The organism is Micromonospora sp. CA-244673 (genome assembly GCF_050948395.1).
Lineage (GTDB): Bacteria > Actinomycetota > Actinomycetes > Mycobacteriales > Micromonosporaceae > Micromonospora.
The window spans coordinates 20,134-43,879 of record NZ_CP192019.1; the positions used below are offsets into that span (position 1 = coordinate 20,134).

Consider the following 23,746-nt stretch of genomic DNA (forward strand, 5'->3'; position numbering starts at 1 on the left):
GAGCCCATGATCGACGACCGGAAGCCGCCGTCCCGTCTCAGCGGCTTCCGGGTCTGCCTCCTCGGCGGCGCCTTCTTCGTGGCGTTGCTGGCGGTGCTCCAGCCGATCACCCGGCCGGCGCGATCGCGGTGACGACGGTCGCCGCGTGCGTCTCTTCGTCAACGTGGCGGTGGTGTGCCACTGACCGGTCAGCCCAGCCGGTCGAGGAACTCCCGCGAGCGCCGCACCACGAGCGCCGTGGCGTCCGCGTCGTAGGACGGCAGCGAGCTGTCGGTGAACAGGTGCGCGTCGCCCGGGTAGACGAACAGCTCACCCCGCTCGGGTCCGACGATCCCGACCAGCTCGCGGGCGGAGTCGATGTCGCCCTCCAGCGCGAAGAACGGGTCCTTGTCCATGCCGTGGATCTGCACGGGGACGGCGTCCGGCCACGGGCCGACGGCCCACTCGCCGGTGACCGGCAGGCAGGCCTCGTAGAGCAGGGCGCCGCGGGCGCCGGCGCGGGTCTGAGCGAGCCGCTGGGCGGTGGCGGCGCCCCAGGAGAAGCCGGCGTAAACGAGGTCCTTCGGCAGGTCGGCCACGATGCGGTCGGCGCGCTCGTCGAGCACCGCGCCGCCGATGCGCTTCGTCAGCGCGGCGCCCTCCTCGATGGTCGCCGGGCGCTCGCCGTCGAACAGGTCCGGTGTGTGCACGGTGTGCCCGCCGGCGCGCAGCTCGTCGGCGAAGGCGCGTACGCCGTCGGTGAGCCCCTGGATGTGGTGGAAGAGGACGATGTCTGCCATCTCTAGACTCCTGTCATCGAACCAGAGTGATCGAATGATCCAGAATTCTAGAACGGTCGAGAAATGTCGGTCAATCAGCAGATCCCGGATTACGACCTCGACGAGCTCCTCGTGGTCACCGCGCCCGAGCAGCTGCGCGCGCTGGCCGACCCGCTGCGCAGCACCCTGCTGGAGCTGCTCCTGGAGCGGGCCGCCACGGTCAACGAGATGGCCCGTGCGGTTGACCGTCCGAAGAGCAGCGTCGCCTACCACGTGAACCTGCTGGTCGACGCCGGCCTGCTCAAGGTGGTGCGGACGCGACGGGTCCGGGCGATCGAGGAGCGGTTCTACGGCCGGGTCGCCCGCACGTTCTACGTCGGCGTGCTCAACCGGCCCGAGGACAAGCAGGTCGTCGCGCGCATCAACGGCCTCGCCGAAGCGGCCGCCGAGGCCGCCGCGGCCCACGCCGCCGACGAACTGCGGTGCACGCTCGTCCACGCCCGCATCCCGATCGGGGACGTGCGGGCGTTCTGGGCGGAGGTCCAGGCACTCGCCCGCCGCTTCGCCCAGATCCCCCGCTCCGGAGACCAGGTGTACGGGTTCGTCGCCGGCCTCTATCCGACCGACGCGCCCACCCTCCCGGACACCGACCGGGACCCGGCCGACCGCCCCGGCGGCGACGCCGCTCAGCAGCGCTGAGCCGCGACGAGCTGCCGGGGCGGCCGGGGCGGGTAGGTCAACGGGCGGCGTCGGCGAGCACCTCGCGCAGCGCGTGGGAGGTCTGTCGGACGATCCCCGGGTTGGTGTCCCAGTAGTAGGGCAGGGCCATCACCGCCTGGAACAGCGCCCAGCCCCGGCCGCGCAGCCAGGAGGCGTCGTCCACCGCCAGTTCGGCGCGGAACCGGTCGCGGCTGCCGCCGGTGAACAGGTTCCACGCCGGTTGCAGGTCGCAGGCCGGATCGCCGACGTTGAGCCCGCCGAAGTCGATGACCGCGGAGAGCCGGCCGTCGACCACCAGCAGGTTGCCGGGCAGCAGGTCCCCGTGCAGCCAGAGCCCCGGCCCGCCCCAGGCCGGCGCGTCCAGCGACTCCTGCCAGGCGCGCAGCACCGCGGCGCCGTTGACACGGTCGCCGAGCCGGCGCACCGCGTCGTGGACCCCCTCGTCCAGCTCGGCGAGGTCCGCACCCCGGGCCTGCGGTGGCCGGGGGTACGCGCCGGTGGTGTCGATCCGCCGGATGGCGGCGATGAAGGCGGCCAGGTCGGCCGCCGCCGCGTCCCGGTCGTATCGGGCGGTGCTGGCGCTCTCACCCGGCAGCCACTCGTAGACGGACCAGTCGAACGGGTAGCCCTCGGCGGGGTGGCCCATGGCCAGCGGCACGGGCAGGGCGAGCGGCAGGTGCGGGGCGAGCCGGGGCAGCCACTCGGCCTCCCGGGCCGCCTGCTTCGTGGCCCAGCCGATCCGGGGCAGCCGCACCGCCAGGTCGTCGCCGAGCCGGTAGATGTCGTGGTCCGTCCCGTGCGAGGGGACGAGGCGCAGCGGCCGGTCGGCCCAGTGCGGGAACTGCCCGGCGAGCAGCCGGCGAACCAGGTCGACGTCGGTCAGCACCTCGTCGGCGTGCATCTTCATGCGGGTCACGGCGACCATCCTGGATCGGCCCGGGCGAGAGCCGCAAACGAGTTCAGTCTGCCCGGCGGCGCCAGCTCAGCGTCATGCCGAGGATCACCAGACCCGCCGGCAGGGCCGCCACCAGCAGCCCGCGCCAGAACGCCAGCCGCAGGCGCAGGGCGAGCCGGCGGTCCGGTTCCCGGGTGACCGCGTACTGCTGGCCGGGGGCGTCGGGGTCGAGCCGGCAGGTGAGGCGGTAGCCACCGGCGGCCGGGGCGGCGAAGGTGGCGGTCCAGGTCCAGGTCGTGTCGTCGGTGGCCACCTCGGTCCACTCCACCAGGTGCCCGGGTTCGGCCGCCGGGACCGCCCGCCCGTCGGGCCCGGTCACCCGGCACCGGCCCGCGTCCGGGGCGCTGGTCGGCCGGGTGGCCCAGATGGCGTACCGGCCGGGGTCGAGGTCGACGGCGAGGTCGTCGTAGCGCTGGCCGGCGGGCCGGATCGGGAGGGGCGTCGGCTCGGCGTGCGGCGAGACGGCCCGCTGGACGGCCGGCACGGCGGTCAGCAGGCCGAGACAGCCGACCAGCACGAGGACACCGGCCACCGCCAGCGCGATCCGCCTGCCCATGGGGGCAGGGTAGTGCCGGGCCGGCCGTCGCGGCAGGCTAGCGTCGGTGCGTGAGCACCGGATCCCCGCGCGTCCTGCCGGCCGAGAGCGGCATCGCCGAGGCCGCCGCCGTCCTGCGCTCCGGCGGGCTGGTCGCCTTCCCCACCGAGACGGTCTACGGGCTGGGTGCGAACGCGCTGGACGCCCGGGCGGCGGCCCGCATCTTCGAGGCGAAGGCCCGGCCCAGCTTCGATCCCCTGATCAGCCACCTGGCCGACGCCGCCGACCTGCCCGGTCTGGTCGGCGCCGTGCCGCCGGCGGTGGCCGCGCTGGTGGAGCGCTTCTGGCCCGGCCCGCTCACCCTGATCGTGGACCGGCCGGCGGCGATCCCGCCGATCGTCACCTCGGGCCTGGACACCATGGCCGTGCGGGTGCCCGACGAGCCGTCCGCCCGGGCGTTGATCGCCGCCGCCGGGGTGCCGGTGGCCGCGCCCAGCGCCAACCGGTTCGGGCAGCTCAGCCCCACCCGCGCCGAGCACGTGGTGGCCGGGCTGGGAGCGGCCGTGGACGTGGTGCTCGACGGCGGGCCGACCCGGTGCGGGATCGAGTCGACCATCGTGGACGCCCGGGGCGGGCGGCCGGTGGTGCTCCGGCTGGGCGCGCTGCCGGTGGAGGCGCTCGTCGAGGCGGTTGGGCCGGTCGAGGTACGCCCCGGCAGCTCCGGCCAGCCGGTGGCGCCCGGGACGCTGGCCGCGCACTACGCCCCGCGTACCCCGTTGCGGTTGGGCGCGGCGGCCGAGGGGAACGGCGGGCGGCGCGGGTTCCTCGCCTTCCGGGAGCCACCGGCGCGGGGTGACTGGGCCGCGGTGGAGGTGCTGTCGCCCGAGGGTGACCTGACCGCGGCGGCCGCGCGGCTCTTCGACGCCCTGCACCGGCTCGACGCCACCGGGGTCACCGAGATCGTCGCCGAGCCGGTCCCCGAGGTCGGTGTGGGCCGGGCGATCAACGACCGGCTGCGGCGGGCGGCCGCCACCTGGCACTGACCCGTCGGAGGGCCAGTTCGCCGACCACCTGGTCACCGCTCAGCTCGCCGGTGAGCCGGAAGCCGAGGCGCTGGTAGAAGCGTTCCGGGCCGTGCGGGCCGGGCGCCCAGGTGACGAACATCCGGTCCGTGCCCCGGCCGCGCAGCTCGTCGGCGAGCGCCGCAACGGCGAACCGCCCGTAGCCCCGGCCCTGCTGGTCCGCGGCGATGTTCAGCCGCCACAGGCCGGAGCGGACGTCGGTGGGATCGTCCTCCCGCCACCCGACGTCGAGGAAGCCCATGAGGAAGCCCACCGGCCGGTCGCCGTCCAAGACGAGCCGGGGCCAGGCGACCGCCGGCTGGGCGTACGCCTCGGCCAGCGACCGGGCGACGGGAGCGACCAGCCCCTCCTGGTCGGGACGGACGGCGATCGCGCAGGCGGCCAGGACGTTGTCCGGGGTGATCTGCTCCAGGCGAGGTGACGGCACGCCGGCACCCTAGCCGCCGCCCCGGCCGGCGATCGATCCATTTACGCAGGCCGCATGGCTGCCTCCGGTGGGGGTAGGAGTACGGACAACAACCCCCGAAAGTGAGGTGTCATGCCAATGCCGACCGCACGCGAAATCATGACCAACGACGTGAGCTGTGTCCGGGAGCAGGACGACCTCCGGACCGCCGCCCGGCGGATGGCCGAGCTCGGGGTGGGCTCGCTGCCGATCTGCGGCGACGACAACCGCCTCAAGGGCATGGTGACCGACCGGGACATCGTGGTGAAGGTGCTGGCCCAGGGGAAGGACCCGGCCGCGGTGACCGCGGGCGAGCTGGCCCAGGGCGAGGCCGTGACCATCGGCGCGGACGACGACGCGGCCGAGATCCTGCGGACCATGGGCGAGCACAAGGTACGCCGGCTGCCGGTCATCGACGGGCGCGAGCTCGTCGGCATCGTGGCCGTCGCCGACGTGGCCCGCTCGCTGCCGGACCGCCCGGTGGGCGACCTCATCGAGGCGATCTCCGAGCACGCCTGACCGGTCCGCCGTTCCGCCGCCCCTCCGGCCCGCGCCGGATGGGGCGGCGAACCGTGTCAGGGGGTCAGCGGCACGGTCTCGCCCCGGTGGATGGTGCGGACCTGCCGGACGAAGCCGCGCCGGCGGGCCTCCTCGACGAAGTGCCGCAGCGGGGAGCGGAACACCGGGTAGTCGTCGTAGTGGATGGGCACGGTGAGCCGGGGACGGATCAGCTCCACCACGTCGGCGCCCTGCCGTGCGTCCATGGTGAGCAGGATGCCGGCGACCCGGGTGCCGCCGAGGTGGATCAGCATGGCGTCGATGTCCGGGAACCGTTCGGGAATCTGCGCGAGCTGCGGGCGGCGCAGCGTGTCCCCGGTGACGTAGAGCCGGAAGCGGCGCTCGCCGGCGTGTTCCAGGTCGAGCAGGGTGCCCATCACGTCGGGCAGCAGCCGGTCCAGCGCCCCGGGCCCGTGCTGGCCGGGCAGCGCGGTCAGCCGCAACGTCTCGTCCCCGCGGTGCAGCTCGCGCGAGCGCCAGGTGGGCAGCCCCTCCGCCGCCTGGAACCCCCAGCGGCGCAGCTTCCGTTCCGCCTGCGGTGTGGTGACGATCGGCAGGGCCCGGTCCAGCCCGCGCCGGGCCACCCGGTCGAAGTGGTCACCGTGCAGGTGGGACAGCACCACTGCGTCCAACGTGGGCAGTTCGGGAATCGTCAGCGCCGGGTCGGTGCTCCGCTTCGACCACAGCCCCCTGCCCAGGTAGGCCCGCTGGCCCCGGTGCAGGAAGTTCGGGTCGGTGAGCAGGGTGAACCCGCCGATCCGCAACACGGTTGTCGCCGTACCGACGAAGGTCACCTCAGGCGTCATGCTCTTCGCCGTACCCCTGATCAGCCTCGCCATGCGGGCGGGCGCCGCGTTGGGGCAGGCGGTCGACCAGCCGGGTCAGGGCGCCGTTGGCGAAGGTGGCCCCGAGCGCCGAACCGGCGGCGATGCTCCAGCCCACCGGGCCGAGCGGGGTGCAGCCGAAGAACTGGCTGACCCCGGGGGTCTGCACCACGGCGACCAGGGCGCCGATCGAGGCGGCGGTGGAGGCCAGCACGGCGGGGCTGGTGCCGCCGGCCAGCACGGTCTGGCCGAGCTGGGTGCCGACCAGCGAGGCGAGCGCGACCGTGCCGGCCCGGCGCTCCCGACCGGTCCACCGGGCGAGCGTCCAGCCGGCGGTCGCGCCCAGCGTGGTGGCGCCGGCCCGGAGCGCGATCTCCCGGGTCAGCGTCTCGCCGAGCGACGTGTCGGGCCCCTCCCGCAGCAGGTGGTCGGCCCCGTCGGAGGCGGGTGGACGGACCGCGATGGCCAGCGCCGGCACGAGGTCGGTGAGCAGGTTGACCAGGAGCAGTTGCCGGCCGGTGAGCGCCGACCGTCCGGTGCCGGCGGCGGTCAGCACGCTGAACGCGATCTCACCGAGGTTGCCGCCGACCAGGATGCTCAGCGCGTGGCGGACCGACGACCACATGGCCCGTCCCTCCACGAGGGTGGCGATGATCGTCTCCAGCCGGTCGTCCGTGACCACCAGGTCGGCGGCGGCGCGGGCCGCCGGGGTGCCCCGCTGGCCGAGCGCGATGCCCACGTCGGCGAGGCGGATGGCCGGGGCGTCGTTGGCGCCGTCGCCGGTCATCGCCACCGTCCGGCCCCGGTGCTGCAACGCCTGGATGATCCGCACCTTGTGCGCCGGGGTGCAGCGGGCCACCACGTCCGTTGCCATGAGCCGTTCCGCGAGGGCCTCGTCGTCGAGCCGGTCCAGCTCGGTGGCGGTGACGACCCGCTGCTCGCCGTGGTCGGGGCTGATGGTGGCGGCGATCGCCTCGGCGGTGGCCGGGTGGTCCCCGGTGATCATCACGGTGTGCACGCCGGCCTGCCGGATCCGCCGCACCGCGGGCGCGGCGCTGTCCCGCACCCCGTCGGCGATGGCCAGGAAGCCGACGAAGACCAGCCCGTCGACCTGCTCGTCCGTCACCGACTCGACCCCCACCCGGCACTCGGCCACGGCCAGGATCCGGTGCCCGGCGCCGGCCCGCTCGGCGAGCATGGCCTGCAGCGCGTCCCGGCCGGCCGGGTCCAGCGGCATGTCACCCCCGGCGGTGCGCCGGGCCGCGCAGCGCGGCAGCACCGACTCGGGCGCGCCCTTCACGCTGAGCAGCAGCCCGTCCGTGGTGCGGCCGACGGTGGCGTGGTAGCCCCGGGACGGCTCGAACGGCAGGCCGCCCACCGCGGCCCAGTCCGGCGCGCCGGTCTGCTCCACGACGTCGGCGGTGTCCGCGCCGCGGCGTACCGCGCGGTCGGTCTGCTGGGGCAGCTCGTCCGGGTCGGCCGCCGCCGGGGTGGCCCGCAGCGCCGCGGCCAGGGTCAGCCGCAGCGGGCCGTCCAGCCGGTCCGGCGGGGCGTACCGGTCGTCTCCGCCGCCCACTCCGGCCAGCAGCAGCTTCCCCTCGGTGAGGGTGCCGGTCTTGTCGAAGCAGAGCACGTCGACCCGGCCCAACGCCTCGATGGTCCGCGGGTTGCGCACCAACGCGCCGTGCTCGGCCAGCCGCCGCGCCGCCGCGAGCTGCGCGGCGCTGACCAGGAACGGCAGTCCCTCGGGCACCGAGGCCACGGCCAGGTTCGCGGCGGTCGCCGCCGTCTCGACCAGGGGTACGCCCCGGAGCAGCCCCGCCCCGGCCACCGCGACGGCCGAGCCGGCGGCCAGCGGCAGGGCGGCGCTCGTCAGCTTCCCGAGCCGGGTCTCCACCCCACTGGCCGGGGGCGCCTGCCGGGCCAGGGCGAGGCTGCGCCCCGCCTCGGTCTCCTCGCCGGTGGCCACCACCACGGCGGTGCCGTGGCCGGCGGCGACCGTGGTGCCCTCGTAGAGCATCGAGTGCCGCTCGGCGACCGCGGCGGCCACCACCGGTTCGACGCTCTTGCCCACCGGCAGCGACTCGCCGGTCAGGGACGACTCGTCGGCCTCCAGCCCGTCGCTGGTCAGCACCCGGCAGTCGGCCGGGACGGCGTCGCCGGAACCCAGCGTGACCACGTCCCCGGCGACCAGCTCCTCGGCGGCCACCACCCGCTCCGCGCCGTCGCGCAGCACCCGGGCGGTCACCGCCGAGCGGGACAGCAGCGAGGCCAGGGATCGTTCGGTGTTGCGCTGGTGCACCGCCCCGATCAGCGCGGAGCCGCCCACCACGCCGCCGACCAGGGCGGCGTCGACCAGCGAACCGAACGTCGCGGAGAGCACGGCCCCGGCGGCGAGCACCGGGGTGAGCGGGTTCGACAGCTCGTCCGCGAAGGCACGGAGCAGCCCGGCCGGCCCGTGCCCGTCCCCGGTCACGGCGCGCCGGCGGCGGGCCGCCTCCTCGTCGGTCAGCCCCTCGGCGTGGGTGCCGAGCTGGTCGAGGACGGTCTCCACGGGCATCAGGTGCCAGGCGCTGAGCGCGGGCGCCGGCGTACGGGTCCGGTCCGGCAGCCGCTGGGCCCGCCAGACGCCGTGGGCGAAGGCGAGGGCGGCGGCGCCGTTCACCGCGGCGAGGGTCGGGCGGGGCAGCCGCTCCCGGTCGGCGGTGAACGCGCCGAGCGCACCAAGCCCGGTGCCGGCCATCGCGATCCGGATGTTCTGTGCGGTCATCCGCCGGGCCACCCCGGTCGCGTCGATGAGCAGGGCGGGGATCCGCAGGTCGTCGCCCACCAGCAGGTGAGCGCCCCAGGGCGGCAGGTCCTCCGGCGCGGAGACACCCAGGCCGCAGTCGGCGGCGCCCAGCGCGGCCCGGTCGCCGGAAACCACCATCACCACGGCGCCCTCGCGTTGCAGGTCGCGGACCGAGTCGGCGAGCTGGGTGCCGCCGGGCACGAGGGCGTCGGCGAAGTCGTACCGGCCGTCGTCCTCCCCGGCTACCACGAGCCGCAGGCCGGCCTGGCGGGCGGCGGTCGCCAGGGCGTCCACCCCGGGTACGGGCTCCGGCTCGACCCGCAGCACGGCGGCGAGCCGGCCGCCCTCGGCCAGCCCGAGCAGCCGGCCGCCGTCCTCGCGCAGCCGCGCGCTGTCCGGGGTGTCCCCGGGGTCGTCGGCGTCCAGCCGGTCCAGCGGGCCGAGCCGCCAGCCGTCGGCGTTGTGCACGGCCTCCGGGGCGGCCGGGTCGAACAGGGCGAACGCCCGGCCGGCCACCTGACCGGTGTCCGCGCCGGGCAGCGGCGCCAGGTCGGCCAGCACGCCCCGGTCGGAGCCGAGGACGGCGGCGTCCAGCAGCACCGTGTCGATCCGGTCCAGCTGGCGCAGAACGCTGCGGTCCATGGCGATCACGCCCCGCCGGGCGAGCATCCGGCCGAGCTGGGCGGCGTACCCCTCGCGGCCGCTGCCCGGCGCCTTGGGCAGTGAGGACAGGGCCAGCGCGGCGGCACGCTTCCCGCCGGCCACCGGCAGCGCCGCCGCCCCGGCCGCCGCGCCCCCGGCGAGCATCCGGCTCACGTACCGCTCGACCGGGCCGTCCGGGACCGGGCGGGGCCGCTCGCCGTCCGGTACCCGGGCGACCGCGCGGTCCGGATCACCGGTCAGCCTCGGTTCGGCCTTCGCCCACACGGCGAGCTGGGCGCGCGCCTCACCCCACTGCACCACCCGCTGCGCGCCGTCGAGCACTATCCCGGCCCAGCCGCCCGTGAGTCCCTGGACCACCGCCTCGGCGAGCGGGAAGAGCACCTCGGCGCGGGGGTCGGCGCGCAGGCCCCGGTCGGCGAGCGCGTGCAGCTTCGGGTGCAGGTCGACCGCGGCGAGGAAGCCGGCCGCCTCGCCGGGGACCGGGGTGAACGGCAGGATCCGGGTGGCCGCCGAGATGGTCAGGCCCAGCGCGTCCGAGGCCAGCGCGCCCATCGTGCGGGCCGTGCGCGGTCCCTCCTCGGGCGGATGCGGCGGCGGGATGTCCGGGTCCGGCTCGTGCGGGCAGACCCGCTCGGTCCGCGCCACGGTGGCGATCAGGTCGCGGAGCTTCGGTTCCGGCTGCTCGACCGCCACGATCACCCGGCCCGACGGCGCGTTGACCCGGGCCCAGGCCACGCCGGGCAGCGCCTCCAGCGCCGCCTCGACCTGCCGGGCCAGCCGGTCCCCGCCGTCCTGGCAGACGCCGTGCACCTCGATGTGGTGCCGGCCGTCGCGCGACCAGACCCGGCGCCGGGTCAGCCCGGCGAGGCGGGCCAGCCGGGCGATCCCCGCGCCCACCGTTCCCGCCGCGTCGACGACGCTGTCCGGCACGACGTTCCTGGCGGTTCCCGGCAGGGCGGATCCGACGGTACGGGCGGTGTCCGGCACGGCGGTGGCGACGGTGCGCGCGACCCGGGCCACGGCGTCCGGCACGGCGACCGGCGACAGCAGGAGGCCGGCGACGCGGCCCAGCGAGGTCATCGAGGCGTACGGCCGGGTTGCCGGCCCCGCTCCCCAGAGCTTCCGCTGTGGTAGCCGTACGCCATCTCGCCTCCCCGCACCTCGTCCCGGCGAGCCCGACTTCCCGCCGTGGCGTCCGTTATGCCCCGCCGGTGGGGGAAGTTTCCGCACTGCCCGGGGCATGGACGGGGAGGCCCGTGGAATGCCACTCGAAGATCGATGTCGTCGTCGGAGCCGGGGAGGCGCGGATGAGCACGCTGACACGCAACCTCAGCGGGTCGCGGGAAATGATCAAGACGTACTGCCGGCGGGTGGAGATTCCGCTCCTGGGCGAGGTGGCGGTGCCGCCGCCCGACAAACTGGCCTACTACGCGGGGCTGGGCGTGCTCGCCGCGCTCCAGGTCATCGAGTGGCCGCTGGCCATCGTCGTCACGGCCGGGCACCTCCTGGCCGACCAGCACTACTCGGGACTGGTGAAGGGGGTGGGTGAGGCGCTGGAGTCGGCCTGACGAGACGGGGCTCACCGTTGACCTCAATCCCGGTTGAGGTCCCAAGCTGTAGCCCATGTCGACCGCCACCGCCGCACCGCCCGCACCGCCCGCACACCTCTGGTCGCCGCGGCTGCGGGCGATGACCGTGGGCAGCGTCGCCCTGGTGTCGCTGCTCGCCTTCGAGTCGCTCGCGGTGGGCACCGCCATGCCGACGGTCGCCCGCACCCTGGACGGGCTCGGCCTCTACGCGCTCGCCTTCGGCGGCCCGTTCGCCTCCGGGGTGATCGCCATGGTCGCCTCCGGCATCTGGTGCGACGCCCGGGGGCCGTGCCCGGCCATGTGGCACGGGGTGGCGTGGTTCGTGGCGGGCCTGGTGGTGGCGGGCGCCGCGCCCACCATGGAGGTACTGGTCGTCGGGCGGGTCGTGCAGGGATTCGGCTCCGGGCTGCTCTCCGTCGCGCTCTACGTGATCGTGGGGCAGGCGTACCCGGAGGAGTTGCGGCGGCGGGTGTTCGCCGCGTTCGCCGCGGCCTGGGTCGTCCCGTCGCTGGTCGGCCCGGCGCTGGCCGGGCTGATCGTCGAGCACCTGGGCTGGCGCTGGGTGTTCCTCGCCGTGCCGGCGGTGGCGCTGCCGGCGGTGCTGCTGGTCCAGCCGGGGCTGCGGGCCCTGGGCGCGGCCGTGCCGACCCGGCCGCCGGCCGGTGCGCTGGCCCGGATCGGCTGGGCCTGCGGGGCGGGGGTGAGCGCCGCACTGCTGCACTACGGGGGGCAGCAGCGCGGCGCGCTCGCCGCCGGGCTGATCGGCGCGGCGCTGGTCGGGCTGCTGGTCTGCGTACCGCGGCTGCTGCCCGCGGGATTCCTGCGGGCCGCGCGGGGGCTCCCCACCGTGATCGGCCTGCGTGGCCTGGCCTCGGCGGCGTTCGCCGGGGCGGAGGTGGTGATCCCGCTGATGCTGTCCCGGGAGCGGGGCTTCTCGCCGACCGCCGCCGGGCTGGTGCTGACCGTCGGCGCGCTCTCCTGGTCGGTGGGCTCCTGGATCCAGGGCCGGATCGCCGCGCCCCGATCCGCCGCCACCCTGCCCCGGGTCGGGCTGGCCTGCATCGCCGTCGGCACGGCCGGCGTCACGCTGGCCCTCCTGCCGGCCGTGCCGGTGGCGCTCGCGGTGCTCGCCTGGGCGGTCGCCGGCCTCGGCATGGGACTGCTCTACCCGTCCCTGTCGGTGCTCACCCTGGACCTGTCGGCCCCGGCCGAGCAGGGCCGGAACAGCTCGGCGCTGCAACTGGGCGACTCGCTCGCCGCCGCCACCGTGCTGGCGCTGACCGGGGCCGTGCTGGCCGCCGGCTCGGCGCCGGGCCCGGCGAGCTACGCGACGACGCTGGCCGTGGCGGCCGGCTGCGGGCTGCTCGGCGTGCTGCTCGCCGGCCGGGTGGTGCTCGCCCGCCGGTGATCCGGGCAAAGCGGCCCGGGCCGGCTGACGGGCCGGGAGGATGGTCGGGCGATGAACTTCCTGACCATCCTGCCGTTGGCCGTGGTGATGGTGGCCGGGACGCAGGTGGTCGCGGCGGTGCTCCTCGCGTCGGCCGAGCGGCCTCGGGCCGCCTCGCTCGGGTACCTGGCCGGGGCGGGAGCGGTGGTCCTCACCGGGGTGACGCTGAGCTGGCTGCTCACCAGACTGCTGCGCGGTCCGGAGGCGAGGGCGGAGAGCGACGTCGTCCGGTTCGAACGGACCGCGAGCCGGATCGACTGGGTGGTGCTGGCGCTGCTGGTCGTCCTCGCGGTGATCGTCTACCTGCGCCGGCACCAGACCCGCCCGCCCCGCTGGATGGACCGGCTCCGGCGGGCCGGGCCCGGATACGCCCTGCGGCTCGGGGTGGTGCTCGTCGCCACCGCCCCGACCGACGACCTCACCATGGCGGCCGTCGGCGCCAGCGTCGCCCGGCACGACCTGGCGTGGTGGCACCTGCTGCCGTTCGTCCTGCTGACTCTCGGGCTGCTCGCCGTGCCCCTGCTCATCCTGCTGCTGGCCCGCGGGCGGGCCGCGACGGCGCTGCCCCGGCTCCGGGCCTGGACCGACCGGCACGGCTGGGTGGTCAGCGAGGTGGTGATCGCGTTCTTCGCGCTGGTGACCGTGCTCGACCTGCTGGAGTCGAGCCGCCGGGGGTGAGCCGTCGGGGTTTGCCGCCGGGGTGACCTGCCGCACAGCCGGTCACCTCCGGTCGGGCGTCGCCGTCGAGGAAGGAGCGAGCGGCGTGGCGAGGGGAGAACGAGATGCGGGTGCTGGTGACCGGGGCGAGCGGACGGCTCGGGCGGGTGGCGCTGCCCCGGCTGCGCGACGAGGGGCACACCGTCCGCGCGGTGAGCCGGCAGCCGCGGAGCGACGCCGGAGTGGAGTGGGTGGCGGCCGACCTCGCCACCGGTGAAGGGCTGGCCGCGGCGGTCGACGGGGTCGAGGCGGTGCTGCACCTGGCCTCCTCACCGAACCGGCGCACGCACGAGATCGACGTGCTGGGCACCCGCCGGCTGGTGCTGGCCGCCGGACACGCCGGGGTGGGCCACCTGGTCTACGTCTCGATCGTCGGCGTCGACCGGGTGCCGCTCGGCTACTACCGGCACAAGCTCGAGGCCGAGCGGGTGGTGGCCGCCGGACCGGTGCCGTGGGGCGTCCTGCGGGCGACCCAGTTCCCGGAGTTCCTGGAGGAGTTGCTGCGGGCCGCGAGCCGGCTCGGCCCGGTGCTCGGGGACCGGAAGGTGCTCGCCCAGCCGGTCGACCCCGGCGAGGTGGCGGGACGGCTCGCCGCGATGCTGACCGCTGGTCCGTCGGGCCGGATCGAGGAGTTCGGCGGCCCGGAGGTGCTCCGCTACGACGAGGCGGTCCGCGCCTGGCAGGCGGCCCGGCGGTCCCGCCGCCCGCTGCTGCCGGTGCGGATCCCGGGGCGGCTGGGCCGGGAGTTGCGCGCCGGTGGGCTCACCACCACCGCCACCCCGACCGGCACCCGCACCTGGGCCGACCACCTCGCGGACACGTACGGGGGATCCACCCGGAGATGAAACCTCTTGCGGTTCCGGGCCGCCCTACCGTGGCCGCATGCTGGTCTTCCTCACCACCGTGATCCTGTACGTCTTCGGCTTCGTCTTCCTCTACGGCGTGATCCGGCTCGGGGTCCGGCACGGCATCGAGGACGTGGAGACCCACCGCGTCAACCAGTTGCGGGCCGAGGAGCTGGCGGCCCACCAGGACCGCACGTTCGCCCGCGAGAACGCCTTCCTCACCGGCAGCTGACCCGCGGCCGGTCCAGGATTCGGGCCGGCCGGCACGTCGGTCAGCGGAGCCGTCCGCCGGGTGCGAGGATCGCACCCGTGATGGGGACGCTGAAGACCGAGCCCGCCCGTACCCGCCCGGACCTGCTGGCCGCGCCGGTGGCCGCCGCGATCGAGCGGTGGCCGGACGAGGCTCCCGTGGACGTGGACGACGTGCTGGTCGCCCCGATCGACGCCGAGCTGGCCGACACGGCGGCGTTCTGCGCGGCGTACGAGGTGGGGTTGGACGAGTCGGCCAACTGCGTGGTGGTCGCCGGCAAGCGGGGCGGCGAGACGCGCTACGCGGCCTGCATCGTGCTCGCCACCACCCGGGCCGACGTGAACGGCGTGGTCCGCCGGCTGCTCGACGTGCGGAAGGCGAGCTTCGCGCCGATGGCCGAGGCGGTCGAGCTGACCGGGATGGAGTACGGCGGGATCACCCCGATCGGGCTCCCCGAGGACTGGCCGATCCTGGTCGACTCGCGCGTGATCGCCATGCCGCACGTGATCATCGGGTCGGGCGTACGGCACAGCAAGATCGCGTTGCCCGGGCCGGCGCTCGGCGCGCTGCCCGGGGCAACGGTGGTGGAGGACCTGGCCCGGCCGGCCTAGGCCGTCACCCGCATCGATCTTGTTCCACGTGAAACATCACGCTGACGCCTCGCGCTGCGCCACCTCGTGGAGGGCGGCCAGCAGGGTCTCCGGCTCCTGGGCGCCGGTCACGGCGTACTTCCCGGCGAGCACGAAGGTCGGCACGCTGGAGACGCCGAGCTGATGCGCGGCGCTCAGGTCGGCGGCCACCTCCCGGCGACCGAGGTTCGACTCCAGGTACTCGCGCGCCTCGGTCTCGTCCAGGCCGACCTCGCCGGCCAGCTTGACCAGCGCGTCGGTCGACCCGACGTCGACACCGTCCTGGAAGTGCGCCCGGTAGAGCCGCTCGACCACCTCGGCGGCCCGGCCCCGCTCGGTGGCGAACCGGACCAGCCGGTGCGCCTCGAAGGTGTTCGCGGCCACCGCGCGGTCGAAGTGCATGTCGATCCCGGCGCCCTTGGCGACCTGGGTGACGTGGGCGGCCATGCCCTCGGCCTTGTCCCGGCCGCCGAACTTCGCGCCCAGCGCCTCGATGAGCGGCTTCGGCTCGGTCACCGGCGTCGGGTCGAGCTGGAACGGCCGGAACCGGATGCTCACCTCGCCGTCGTACCGCTCCAGAGCCTGCTCCAGGCGGCGCTTGCCGATCCAGCACCAGGGGCAGACGACGTCGGCGTAGATCTCGATCTCCATGACCAGCGACAACCCGTCGATCAGGAGATCTGTTCCCGCACCTGGCGCTTCAGCCGGGCCAGGATGGCGGTGCCGCCGCGGATCCGCAGAGGGCTGATCGCCTGGGCCAGGCCCATCCGTTGGTAGAGGTCGTCCGGCACGGCCAGCACGTCCTCGGCGCTCGCCCCGGCCAGCCCCTCGGCGAGGATGCCGGCGAACGCCCGCGTGGTCGGCGCCTCCGGCGGGCAGTCGAAGATGGTGCTCACCGTCTTGTCCGGGTTGACCTCGGCGCGCAGGAAGAAGGCGGTCTGGCACTCCGGGACCTGCTCCAGGTCGCCCCGGTCCACGCCCTCGGGCAGCGGCGGGATCACGTCGGAGAACTCCAGCAGCATCTCCAGCACCACGTCGCGTGGGGCGGCCGCGAACTCGTCGACGATCTCGGCCAGCTTGCTCGGCATCTCGGACATGACCGCCAGGCTACCGCCGTGGACCCGGCGCCCTCCGGGGTCGGCGGGGAGGGCACCGGGTCGGGCGGGTCACATGTTCGGGGCGGCCTCACTGATGTCGCTCAGGGCGGAGTTCGGGTCGAGCTGCATGGCCAGGTCGCCGAGGGAGACGATGCCGACCAGCTTGCGGTCGCTGTCGCAGACCAGCACCCGCCGGATGTTGCGCTCGCGCATCAGCGCGGCCGCCTCGCCCGCCGTGCAGTGCTGCTCGATCATCACCACCTCGCGGGTGACGATCGCACCGATCGTGGTGCTGCCCGGGTCGGCCCGCTCGGCCACCGCCCGCACCACGATGTCGCGGTCGGTCAGCATGCCGGCCAGGGTGGCTCCGTCGGTGACCACGACATCGCCGATGTCCGACTCCTTCATCACCCTGGCCGCCTCGTCCAGGGGAGTCTCCGCGGGCAGGTAGACCACCTGCTTGGTCATCACGTCACTGACCCGGTACATGAGAGCCTCCGAAACACCTTGGTCGATCCGTCTGCGGTACCCCGTGGCGCGTCCGCTACACCCGGTCGCGGCGCGCCCCACGCGCCTCGTCGAGCAGGCGCTCGACCAGGCCGTCCACCGGCAACTCGATCCGCTCGCCGGAGGCCCGGTCGCGCAGCTCGACGTACCCCTCGGCCAGCCGGCGGCCGACCACGACGGCGCGCGGGATGCCGATCAGCTCGGCGTCGGTGAACTTCACCCCGGCCGAGACGTGGGTGCGGTCGTCGACCAGCACCCGCAGCCCGGCCGCGGAGAGGCGCCCGCCGAGCTCCAGCGCCGCGTCGAGCTGCGGACCCTTTCCGGCCGCCACGAGGTGTACGTCGCACGGCGCGACCTCGGCCGGCCACACCAGCCCCCGGTCGTCGTGGTGCTGCTCGGCCACCGACGCGACGGCCCGCGAGACGCCGATGCCGTAGCAGCCCATGGTCGGCCGGACCGGCTTGCCCTCCGGGCCGAGCACGTCGACCGCGAAGGCGTCGGTGAACCGGCGGCCGAGCTGGAAGATGTGCCCCACCTCGATGCCCCGCCGCATGGTCAGCTCGCCGTCGCCGCAGGCCGGGCAGGGGTCGCCCGGGCGCACCTCGGCCGCCTCGATGGTGCCGTCCGGCGCGAAGTCCCGCCCGCACACCACGTCGGTGGCGTGCCGGCCCGGCTCGTTCGCCCCGGTCAACCACGCGGTGCCGGTGACCACGCGCGGGTCGACCAGGTAGCGGACCCCGTGCTTGGCCAGGATCTGCGGCCCGAGGTAGCCGCGGACCAGCTCCGGATGCGCCGCCCAGTCCTCGAAGACCGCCACGGTGGCCGGGTGCAGCGCCGCCTCGACCCGCTTCAGGTCCACCTCGCGGTCCCCGGGCAGCCCAATCACGAGCAGGTCCGCCTGCTCGGCGCCGGGCCGGCGCACGGCCAGCACGACGTTCTTCAAGGTGTCGGCGGCGGTCCAGTCGGTCCGGCCAGCGAGCGCGCGGGCGTTGGCCAGGTCGACCAGGGATGCGATGGTCGGCGTCTCCGGGGTGTCGTGCACCGCCACGGCCGGGTGGGCCTCGGGGTCGCCGGCCGCCGGCGCGCGGGTCACCACGGCCTCCGTGTTGGCCGCGTAGTCACAGGCGGTGCAGCCGACGTAGGTGTCCTCGCCCACCGGCGTGGCGGCCAGGAACTCCTCCGACGCCGAGCCCCCCATGGCCCCGGACATCGCGTGCACCACGGTGAAGTCCAGCCCGAGCCGGGTGAAGATCCGCTGGTACGCGTCGCGGTGCCGGTCGTACGCCTTCTGGAGCCCGGCCTCGTCCAGGTCGAACGAGTAGGCGTCCTTCATGAGGAACTCGCGCCCGCGCAGCAGGCCCGCCCGCGGCCGGGCCTCGTCGCGGAACTTGGTCTGGATCTGGAACAGCGTCACCGGGAAATCCCGGTAGGAGCTGAACAGGTCCTTCACCAGCAGCGCGGCCATCTCCTCGTGGGTCGGGGCGAGCAGGTGCTCGGCGCCCTTCCGGTCCTCGAGGGTGAAGATGTCGTCGCCGTACTCCGCCCACCGCCCGCTGGTCCGGTACGGCTCGGCCGGGAGCAGCGCCGGGAAGTGCACCTCCTGGTCGCCGATCGCCGCCATCTCCGCGCGGACGATCTCGGTGACCCGGTCCAGCACCAGCTTGCCCAGCGGCAGCCAGGTGTAGCCGCCCGGTGCGGCGCGACGGACGTAGCCGGCGCGGAGCAGCAGCCGGTGGCTCGGCACCTCCGCGTCGGCCGGGTCCTCGCGCAGGGTCCGGAGCAGCAGGGTCGACATGCGCAGCAGCATTGAGGCAGCGTACGGCGGCGGGGATCGGCAGGCGATCATATTCGCCGCCGTGTGGGTAGTAGAGGGGTATGGATGAGAGGCCCCGGCTGACGATGACGACGACCGTGCTGGACGCGCCCGACGCGCGGGAACTGGCCGCGTTCTACGAACGGCTGCTCGGGTGGGCACGGGAAGAGGACGAGCCGGACTGGGTGGTCCTGGCCGCATCCGGGGGCGGCGCCGGGCTGGCGTTCCAGACCGAGCCCGCATACGTGCGCCCGGTCTGGCCCGCGGGCCCCGGCGAGCCGCAGATGATGGCGCACCTCGACATCAAGGTCGACGACCTCGACGCGGCGTCGGCGTACGCGGTGTCCCTGGGCGCCACGGTCGCGGACTTCCAACCCCAGGACGACGTCCGGGTGCACCTCGACCCGGCCGGCCACCCGTTCTGCCTGTACCTCTGAACCGCGGCGAACGGTGCGGCGCTGCTGAGTGGAACGCCATGGAGGTCACCGGAGCGTTTTGACCTCCATGGCGCTCCACCGACGGACGATCGCCCGTCCCGGCGCGCTCGGGCCGGTGGTCCGCCCCTCCGGCGACCCCGGTCAGCGCAGCACGGTGATCGCCCGGTCCGCGACGACGTGCTTCCAGGGCACGATCACCACGACCCCGTCCCGCTCCATGACCTTGGCCGACTCGCCCTCGAAGCCGGCCGAGAGCGGCCCCTCCGCCACCACGCTGACCTTGCCGGTGGCCGGGTCGATGCGGACCAGGCGCGGCGGAAGCTTCTTCCGGTCGCCGGACTCCCAGGCGAGCACGCCCTGCTCGTCCTGGCGGATCAGCTGGACCTTGCTGCTGCTGTGGCCGGAGGAGATCCAGCGCCTCTTGCCGGTGGCCAGGTCGATCGCGACGATCTGGTTGGCCGACCGCCCGGTGCCCGGCACCGGCTTGGGGAAGGTCGGGTAATAGAGGGTGTCGTCGCTGACGAGGCACTCGTAGATCGCCGGACCGTCGATCGCGTTGGACCGGTTCGGCGGCACGTCCCACAGCTCGACGCCGTCGATCGGGTCGGTGAAGGAGGCCACCTCCTTGCCGGTCCGCGGGTCCCGGATCGTGTACGCGTCATGCCCGAGCCCCGGCAGGCCCACCGGCGGCTGCACGCCCAGCACGCCGTCGATGAGCTTCGACTCGGGCAGCCGCTGCCGCCAGCGCACCTTGCCGGTGGCCGGGTCGAGGGCATCCACCTCGCCGCCGCGCGGGCAGCCGTAGGTGACCACCACCAGCTCGTCGGCGGCCCGCATGTCCTTGAACCCGCAGTCCCGCCCCGGCAGCAGCTTCTTGCCGGTGGTGCGCCAGAGCTGTTTCCCGGTGGCGAGCGACAGCCCGATCATGGTGTCCTCGGAGCGGACGATCACCTGCTGACCGGCGACCGACAGGTCGGGCGCGGTCAGGGTGTCGCGCCCCTCGATGACCGGCGCGGGGAACCTGGCCTGCCAGGTCACCTTGCCGCTGTTCAGGTCGACCCCGGCGACGGTGTTGCAGGTCTTGTCGGAGCCGACCGCGACCGCACCCCGCCCGTCGGTCACGGCCTGGGCCGCGACGCAGACCGAGGTCCCGTCGGGCGCGGGGGCACCCCAGGCCTGCCCGCCGTCGGAGAGCCGGTAGGCGAGCACCCCGTCCGCCTGCGCCCGTACCACGTTGTCGCCGACCAGCCAGGCGCCGAACATGTCCTCCTGGTCGAACGCGGTGAGTCCGGTCATGCTCTGCCGCTCGGGGAAGTCCAGCACCCAGGCCGTCTTCAGATCGCCGTCGCCGCCGGAGCTTCCGCCGATCAGCCGGGAGACGCCGTAGGCGGTGCCGGCGCCGACGGCCAGCACGGCCACCAGGCCGCCGGCCAGCAGCAGCGCGAGACGTCCGCGCCGCTTGGGCGCCGCCGGGGGGCGACCGCCCGGCCCGGCCCAGCCGCTCGGCGGGTACGCGCCCTGCCCCGCCACCGGGTACGTCGGCTGCCCCGCCACCGGGTATGTCGGCTGCCCAGCCGCCGGGTAGGGCGACTGTCCGGCCACCGGGTGCGGCGGCTGCCCGGCCACCGGGTGCGGCGGCTGCCCGCCCACCGGGTAGGACGCCGGCTGGCCGGTCACCGGGTGCGGCGGCTGCGGCATTCCGGGGTACGGGACCTGTGGCGGTCCGGCCTGCGGCAGGCCCGGATGCGGCACGCTCTGCTGTGGAGGCTGCGGTGCCGCCGACTGCGGAGCCGGCGCAACCGGCGGCGCGAACGGCGCACCGGGCTGCGGCGGGATCGATGGCTGAGGTGCTGCGGCCGGCTGCTGCGGCCACGGCTGCTGCGGCGCGGCGGGCCAGCCGCCGGATGCCCCGGGCTGGTTCGCGGGGACCTGTGGGTTCGTCATCTCGTTCGCTCCGTTCCCGCTCAGCGCGCCTGGGCCCGCACGTACGCCGCCCAACCCGTCTCGAACTGGGCCAGCGGGACGCCGAGCACCTGCCGGCTGGCCTGGTCGGCGGTGGCGCCCTGGTAGCGGGCGGTCACGAACTGGAACAGCTTCTGCTCGCCGTACTTCTCCGCGAGGTGGGTCATGGCCGCGTGCCCGAGCCAGTAGTGGAAGCTGGTCCGCCCCGAGAGGTCCCAGTCGGCGTTGCCCGGCAGCGTGCCCTCCCAGTCGCCGGAGCGGACGATCGACCGTGCCTGCGGGGTGCGGCCGCTGGACCGCAGCGGCTCACCCCGGTGGGCCAGGTACTCGGCGAAGCCCTCCACGATCCAGTTCTCGATGCCGTCGAAGAAGTCCTGCTTGTCGGCGTCCTCCAGGCTGGCGACCAGGGAGTGGCCCACCTCGTGCCGGAAGATCTCCCGGGGCCCCCGGGTGTTGCCGGCGGCGAAGAACGACCGGTCGGCCACGTCGATCACGATGCGGCTGCCGCCGATGTCGATGTCCTGCTTCCGGTCCGCGGAGATCATGCCGATCGAGACGCCGGCCTCGGTGGTCTTCTCCTTGTTGATCCGATAGAGCGAGCCCAGGTCCTGCTTGCCCTTGACCAGGCTGATGACGAAGCCCTTCGGGATGTCCGCGGTGACCCCGCCGGCCCGCCACGCGGCGAAGTCGTCGGCCACCGCCGCCTCGGCGGCCGGTGCGTACCGCTTCGCCTCGGCGGCCAGCGCGGCGTCGGTGATGACCAGGGTGTGCGCGGTGCGCTCGACGTGGATCTCGCGCCACTTGTCCCAGGGGCCGGGGTAGTAGACCGTCTTCGAGCTGCCCAGCGCGGCGGGCGCCCCGGTGACCGCGGTGACCTTGAGCGGGGCGCCCTGGCCCTCCCGGACGACGGTCCAGCGGTACCACTCGGCGACCGGGGTGAGGTCGTACCCCTCGAACTGGTGCACGAAGGAGACGTCGAGCTGGAAGCTGACGCCGCGGCCGAAGCTGTCGGTGGTCCGCCCCTGCTGGGCGACGGTGCGGTACTGGCCGACCGCCAGCGGCAGCTTGCCCAGGTTGGCGAAGAGCCGGGTCTGGCCGGCGACCAGGTCCTTGCGGGCCGGGTCGAAGGGGGCCAGGTAGCCCTTCAGGTCCTTGTCGGCGAGGGCCTTGCTGTGCCGGGCCAGCAGCTCGTCCAGCTCCTGCTGGGTGACGGTCACCCCGTTGGCCGCGGCGGCGGCCTTCGGGGCCGCGTCCTCGCCGCGCTTGCTCAGCCCGACGCCCACGCCGATCGCCGTGCCGGCGCAGAGGGTCAGCACCAGCGCCCCGACGCCCAGCCCGATCCAGAGGCCGCGCCGCGACTTCGGCTGCGGCGGCGGGGCCGGCGGGTACGGCCCGACGCCCGGCTGCCCCGGCCCACCGGGGTACGCCCCGAAGCCCGGCTGCCCCGGCCCGCCCGGCGGCCCGTAGCCGGGCGCGGTGGGGAAGGCCGGCGGTGCGACCGGGTACGCCTGGCCCGGCGGTGGGACCGGGTACGCCTGGCCCGGCGGGTGCGGCTGACCGTCGGCCGGGAAGGCGGCCGGGTGTCCCTGGGTCATGCGTTCCTCGTTCGCGCCGTCGCTGACCAGCCGCAGCGGCGGGTGCCTCCCACCTTCGGACCGGATGACGGGCAACATCATCCCCGGTCCGGCGGACGGATTCTGCCCCGGACCCACCAAGCGGGACATTTGTCCTGATGACTCTGCTCACGCTCGCCGCCGATGACCTCCGCCACGTCCCCGCAGGGGGCGGGCAGCGGGAGCCCGTTCGGTGCGAGACTGGCCGACGCAGCTCTGCCGGGTCAGGCAGCTCTGCCGGGTCTGTCAGAGGGAGGCGCGGTGCGCTGGCGCAACTTCGTGGCGGTGGGCGACAGCTTCACCGAGGGTATGGACGACGCCTATCCGGACGGCACCTACCGGGGCTGGGCCGACCTGGTCGCCACCCGGCTCGCCGCCGAGGCCGGCCCCGACTTCGGTTATGCCAACCTGGCCATCCGGGGCCGGCTGTTCCCGAACATCGTGGCCGAGCAGGTGCCAGCCGCCCTGGCCATGAAGCCCGACCTGATCAGCTTCGCGGCCGGCGGCAACGACGTGCTGCGCCGTACCTTCGATCCGGACGCCTTCGTGCCCCGCTTCGACGAGGTGATCACCCGGCTGCGCGCCGGAGGCGCCGACGTGGTGCTGTTCCGGTTCGCCGACGTGATGGCCCGGCTGCCCGGCCAGCGGTTGGTGGCCCCCCGGGTGACCCTGCTCAACCGGGTGGTCGGCGAGGTCGCCGAGCGGCACGGCGCCATCCTGGTCGACCTGTACGCCGACGACACCTACCTCAACCCGCTGCTCTGGAGCACCGACCGGCTGCACCTGTCGGCGGCCGGGCACCGGCGGGTGGCCGGGCAGGTGCTCGCCGCGCTCGGCGTGGCGTGTGAGGAGGAGTGGCTGATGGTGCCGCCGCATCCGGCGCCCACGCCCTGGCTTGCCGCCCGGGCCGCCGACCTGCGCTGGGCCGGCCGGCACCTGGCCCCGTGGATCAAGCGCCGGCTGACCGGCCGCTCCTCCGGCGACCTCGTCACCGCCAAGCGGCCGGTGCTCGGGCCGATCACCCTCGACTGACGGGTGCGGACCCTGCACGCCGCGCACCTGCTGCGGCTCACCCTCGACGACGAGCCCCGGCCGGATCACGCCGTGCTGGTGAGCGGCGACCGGGTCGAGGCCGTCGCGCCGCTGGACGAGCTGACCGGGGCGTACCCCGGGGTGCGGGTGCGCCGGTGGGCCGGCGTGCTCGGGCCGGCGCTGGTGCACGACGGGCCGCTGCCGCCCGCGCCGACCCCGCGCGAGCGGGTGCACGCCCTGTTCCGGCGGGGAGCCGCCGCGGTGCTCGCCGACCACGTCACCGATCCGGCGCTGCGGGCCGCCGCCGCGCGCAACGAGGTGGCGGTGCTCGCCACCGCCCGGCCGCCGGCGCTGGTGGTCGGCGGCCGGGCCGACCTGGCGGTGTTCGCCGCGGACGGCTCCTGCCTGGCCACGGTGGTCGCCGGACGGCTGGTGCACCGCCGCGCCTGACCGGTGTTCGCCCCACCACACGGGATG

At 75.1% G+C, this 23,746-nt stretch carries 25 protein-coding genes; 13 read left to right on the forward strand and 12 right to left on the reverse strand.

Features of this window, described 5'->3' with window-relative positions:
• Positions 1-6 precede the first annotated feature (6 nt).
• A complete protein-coding gene (locus ACQP12_RS00105; protein ID WP_433284074.1) occupies positions 7-132 on the forward strand; it encodes a hypothetical protein in 126 nt (41 codons plus the stop codon).
• A 56-nt stretch (positions 133-188) separates the two neighbouring features.
• On the opposite strand, the gene ACQP12_RS00110 is transcribed toward ACQP12_RS00105, so the two are convergent.
• Entirely contained in the window at positions 189-779 is a 591-nt protein-coding gene (locus tag ACQP12_RS00110; protein ID WP_433284076.1) for a dienelactone hydrolase family protein, read from the reverse strand.
• Between the two features lie 63 nt (positions 780-842).
• On the opposite strand from ACQP12_RS00110, the gene ACQP12_RS00115 reads away from it, so the two are divergent.
• Positions 843-1,457 (forward strand): ArsR/SmtB family transcription factor, encoded by a 615-nt coding sequence (locus ACQP12_RS00115; protein WP_433284078.1) that lies wholly within the window; start codon positions 843-845, stop codon positions 1,455-1,457.
• Between the two features lie 37 nt (positions 1,458-1,494).
• Here ACQP12_RS00115 and ACQP12_RS00120 read toward each other — a convergent pair whose 3' ends face one another.
• Positions 1,495-2,385, reverse strand: a complete 891-nt coding sequence (locus ACQP12_RS00120; RefSeq protein WP_433289568.1) for an aminoglycoside phosphotransferase family protein — start codon at positions 2,383-2,385, stop codon at positions 1,495-1,497.
• A 52-nt stretch (positions 2,386-2,437) separates the two neighbouring features.
• Positions 2,438-2,989: a hypothetical protein gene (locus ACQP12_RS00125; protein WP_433284080.1), complete on the reverse strand. Its 552-nt coding sequence runs from the start codon at positions 2,987-2,989 to the stop codon at positions 2,438-2,440.
• Positions 2,990-3,063: 74 nt separating this feature from the next.
• On the opposite strand from ACQP12_RS00125, the gene ACQP12_RS00130 reads away from it, so the two are divergent.
• Positions 3,064-4,011, forward strand: a complete 948-nt coding sequence (locus ACQP12_RS00130) for an L-threonylcarbamoyladenylate synthase (protein WP_433289570.1) — start codon at positions 3,064-3,066, stop codon at positions 4,009-4,011.
• On the opposite strand, the gene ACQP12_RS00135 is transcribed toward ACQP12_RS00130, so the two are convergent.
• Complete coding sequence (locus ACQP12_RS00135; RefSeq protein ID WP_433284082.1) at positions 3,971-4,477, reverse strand: GNAT family N-acetyltransferase; 507 nt, start codon at positions 4,475-4,477, stop codon at positions 3,971-3,973. The genes ACQP12_RS00130 and ACQP12_RS00135 overlap by 41 nt on opposite strands.
• A 117-nt stretch (positions 4,478-4,594) precedes the next feature.
• Here ACQP12_RS00135 and ACQP12_RS00140 point away from each other — a divergent pair, with 117 nt between their 5' ends.
• Positions 4,595-5,014 carry a CBS domain-containing protein gene (locus ACQP12_RS00140; RefSeq protein ID WP_357944098.1) on the forward strand — a complete coding sequence of 140 codons (420 nt, stop codon included), beginning with the start codon at positions 4,595-4,597 and terminating at the stop codon, positions 5,012-5,014.
• 56 nt (positions 5,015-5,070) lie between these two features.
• On the opposite strand, the gene ACQP12_RS00145 is transcribed toward ACQP12_RS00140, so the two are convergent.
• Positions 5,071-5,859 (reverse strand): MBL fold metallo-hydrolase, encoded by a 789-nt coding sequence (locus tag ACQP12_RS00145; RefSeq protein ID WP_433284085.1) that lies wholly within the window; start codon positions 5,857-5,859, stop codon positions 5,071-5,073.
• On the reverse strand, positions 5,849-10,411 hold the full coding sequence (locus ACQP12_RS00150) for an HAD-IC family P-type ATPase (protein WP_433284087.1): 4,563 nt from the start codon (positions 10,409-10,411) through the stop codon (positions 5,849-5,851). The genes ACQP12_RS00145 and ACQP12_RS00150 overlap by 11 nt, the downstream gene beginning before the upstream one ends.
• 227 nt (positions 10,412-10,638) lie before the next feature.
• Here ACQP12_RS00150 and ACQP12_RS00155 point away from each other — a divergent pair, with 227 nt between their 5' ends.
• From ACQP12_RS00155 to ACQP12_RS00180, 6 genes are all read left to right on the forward strand, one after another.
• Positions 10,639-10,899: a hypothetical protein gene (locus tag ACQP12_RS00155; RefSeq protein ID WP_357944092.1), complete on the forward strand. Its 261-nt coding sequence runs from the start codon at positions 10,639-10,641 to the stop codon at positions 10,897-10,899.
• Positions 10,900-10,954: 55 nt separating this feature from the next.
• The gene (locus tag ACQP12_RS00160) at positions 10,955-12,328 is read left to right on the forward strand and encodes an MFS transporter (protein WP_433284089.1); all 1,374 of its coding nucleotides are present in this window, start codon (positions 10,955-10,957) and stop codon (positions 12,326-12,328) included.
• A 51-nt stretch (positions 12,329-12,379) separates the two neighbouring features.
• Positions 12,380-13,045: a GAP family protein gene (locus ACQP12_RS00165; RefSeq protein ID WP_357944088.1), complete on the forward strand. Its 666-nt coding sequence runs from the start codon at positions 12,380-12,382 to the stop codon at positions 13,043-13,045.
• A gap of 104 nt (positions 13,046-13,149) precedes the next feature.
• Complete coding sequence (locus ACQP12_RS00170; protein ID WP_433284091.1) at positions 13,150-13,929, forward strand: SDR family oxidoreductase; 780 nt, start codon at positions 13,150-13,152, stop codon at positions 13,927-13,929.
• Positions 13,930-13,966: 37 nt separating this feature from the next.
• Entirely contained in the window at positions 13,967-14,161 is a 195-nt protein-coding gene (locus ACQP12_RS00175; protein ID WP_357944084.1) for a hypothetical protein, read from the forward strand.
• A gap of 80 nt (positions 14,162-14,241) precedes the next feature.
• Complete coding sequence (locus tag ACQP12_RS00180) at positions 14,242-14,790, forward strand: YbaK/EbsC family protein (protein ID WP_357944082.1); 549 nt, start codon at positions 14,242-14,244, stop codon at positions 14,788-14,790.
• A gap of 36 nt (positions 14,791-14,826) precedes the next feature.
• Here ACQP12_RS00180 and ACQP12_RS00185 read toward each other — a convergent pair whose 3' ends face one another.
• The 4 genes from ACQP12_RS00185 to ACQP12_RS00200 form a co-directional block, all read right to left on the reverse strand.
• Positions 14,827-15,459 carry a DsbA family oxidoreductase gene (locus tag ACQP12_RS00185; RefSeq protein WP_433284093.1) on the reverse strand — a complete coding sequence of 211 codons (633 nt, stop codon included), beginning with the start codon at positions 15,457-15,459 and terminating at the stop codon, positions 14,827-14,829.
• Positions 15,460-15,479: 20 nt separating this feature from the next.
• A complete protein-coding gene (locus ACQP12_RS00190) occupies positions 15,480-15,905 on the reverse strand; it encodes a SufE family protein (protein ID WP_357944078.1) in 426 nt (141 codons plus the stop codon).
• 69 nt (positions 15,906-15,974) lie between these two features.
• Positions 15,975-16,394 (reverse strand): CBS domain-containing protein, encoded by a 420-nt coding sequence (locus tag ACQP12_RS00195; protein ID WP_357944076.1) that lies wholly within the window; start codon positions 16,392-16,394, stop codon positions 15,975-15,977.
• 55 nt (positions 16,395-16,449) lie between these two features.
• Positions 16,450-18,219 (reverse strand): proline--tRNA ligase, encoded by a 1,770-nt coding sequence (locus ACQP12_RS00200; RefSeq protein WP_433284096.1) that lies wholly within the window; start codon positions 18,217-18,219, stop codon positions 16,450-16,452.
• 68 nt (positions 18,220-18,287) lie between these two features.
• Between ACQP12_RS00200 and ACQP12_RS00205 the strand changes: the two genes are divergently transcribed.
• Positions 18,288-18,662: a VOC family protein gene (locus tag ACQP12_RS00205; protein WP_433284098.1), complete on the forward strand. Its 375-nt coding sequence runs from the start codon at positions 18,288-18,290 to the stop codon at positions 18,660-18,662.
• Positions 18,663-18,803: 141 nt separating this feature from the next.
• Here the strand turns inward: ACQP12_RS00205 and ACQP12_RS00210 are convergent, their stop codons facing one another.
• Positions 18,804-20,360, reverse strand: coding sequence for a PQQ-binding-like beta-propeller repeat protein (locus ACQP12_RS00210; RefSeq protein WP_433284100.1), 1,557 nt, complete (start codon positions 20,358-20,360; stop codon positions 18,804-18,806).
• Between the two features lie 266 nt (positions 20,361-20,626).
• Positions 20,627-22,219 carry a hypothetical protein gene (locus ACQP12_RS00215; RefSeq protein WP_433284102.1) on the reverse strand — a complete coding sequence of 531 codons (1,593 nt, stop codon included), beginning with the start codon at positions 22,217-22,219 and terminating at the stop codon, positions 20,627-20,629.
• 327 nt (positions 22,220-22,546) lie between these two features.
• On the opposite strand from ACQP12_RS00215, the gene ACQP12_RS00220 reads away from it, so the two are divergent.
• Positions 22,547-23,269 carry an SGNH/GDSL hydrolase family protein gene (locus ACQP12_RS00220; RefSeq protein ID WP_433289572.1) on the forward strand — a complete coding sequence of 241 codons (723 nt, stop codon included), beginning with the start codon at positions 22,547-22,549 and terminating at the stop codon, positions 23,267-23,269.
• Between the two features lie 3 nt (positions 23,270-23,272).
• Entirely contained in the window at positions 23,273-23,719 is a 447-nt protein-coding gene (locus ACQP12_RS00225; protein WP_433284104.1) for an imidazolonepropionase-like domain-containing protein, read from the forward strand.
• Positions 23,720-23,746: the final 27 nt, after the last annotated feature.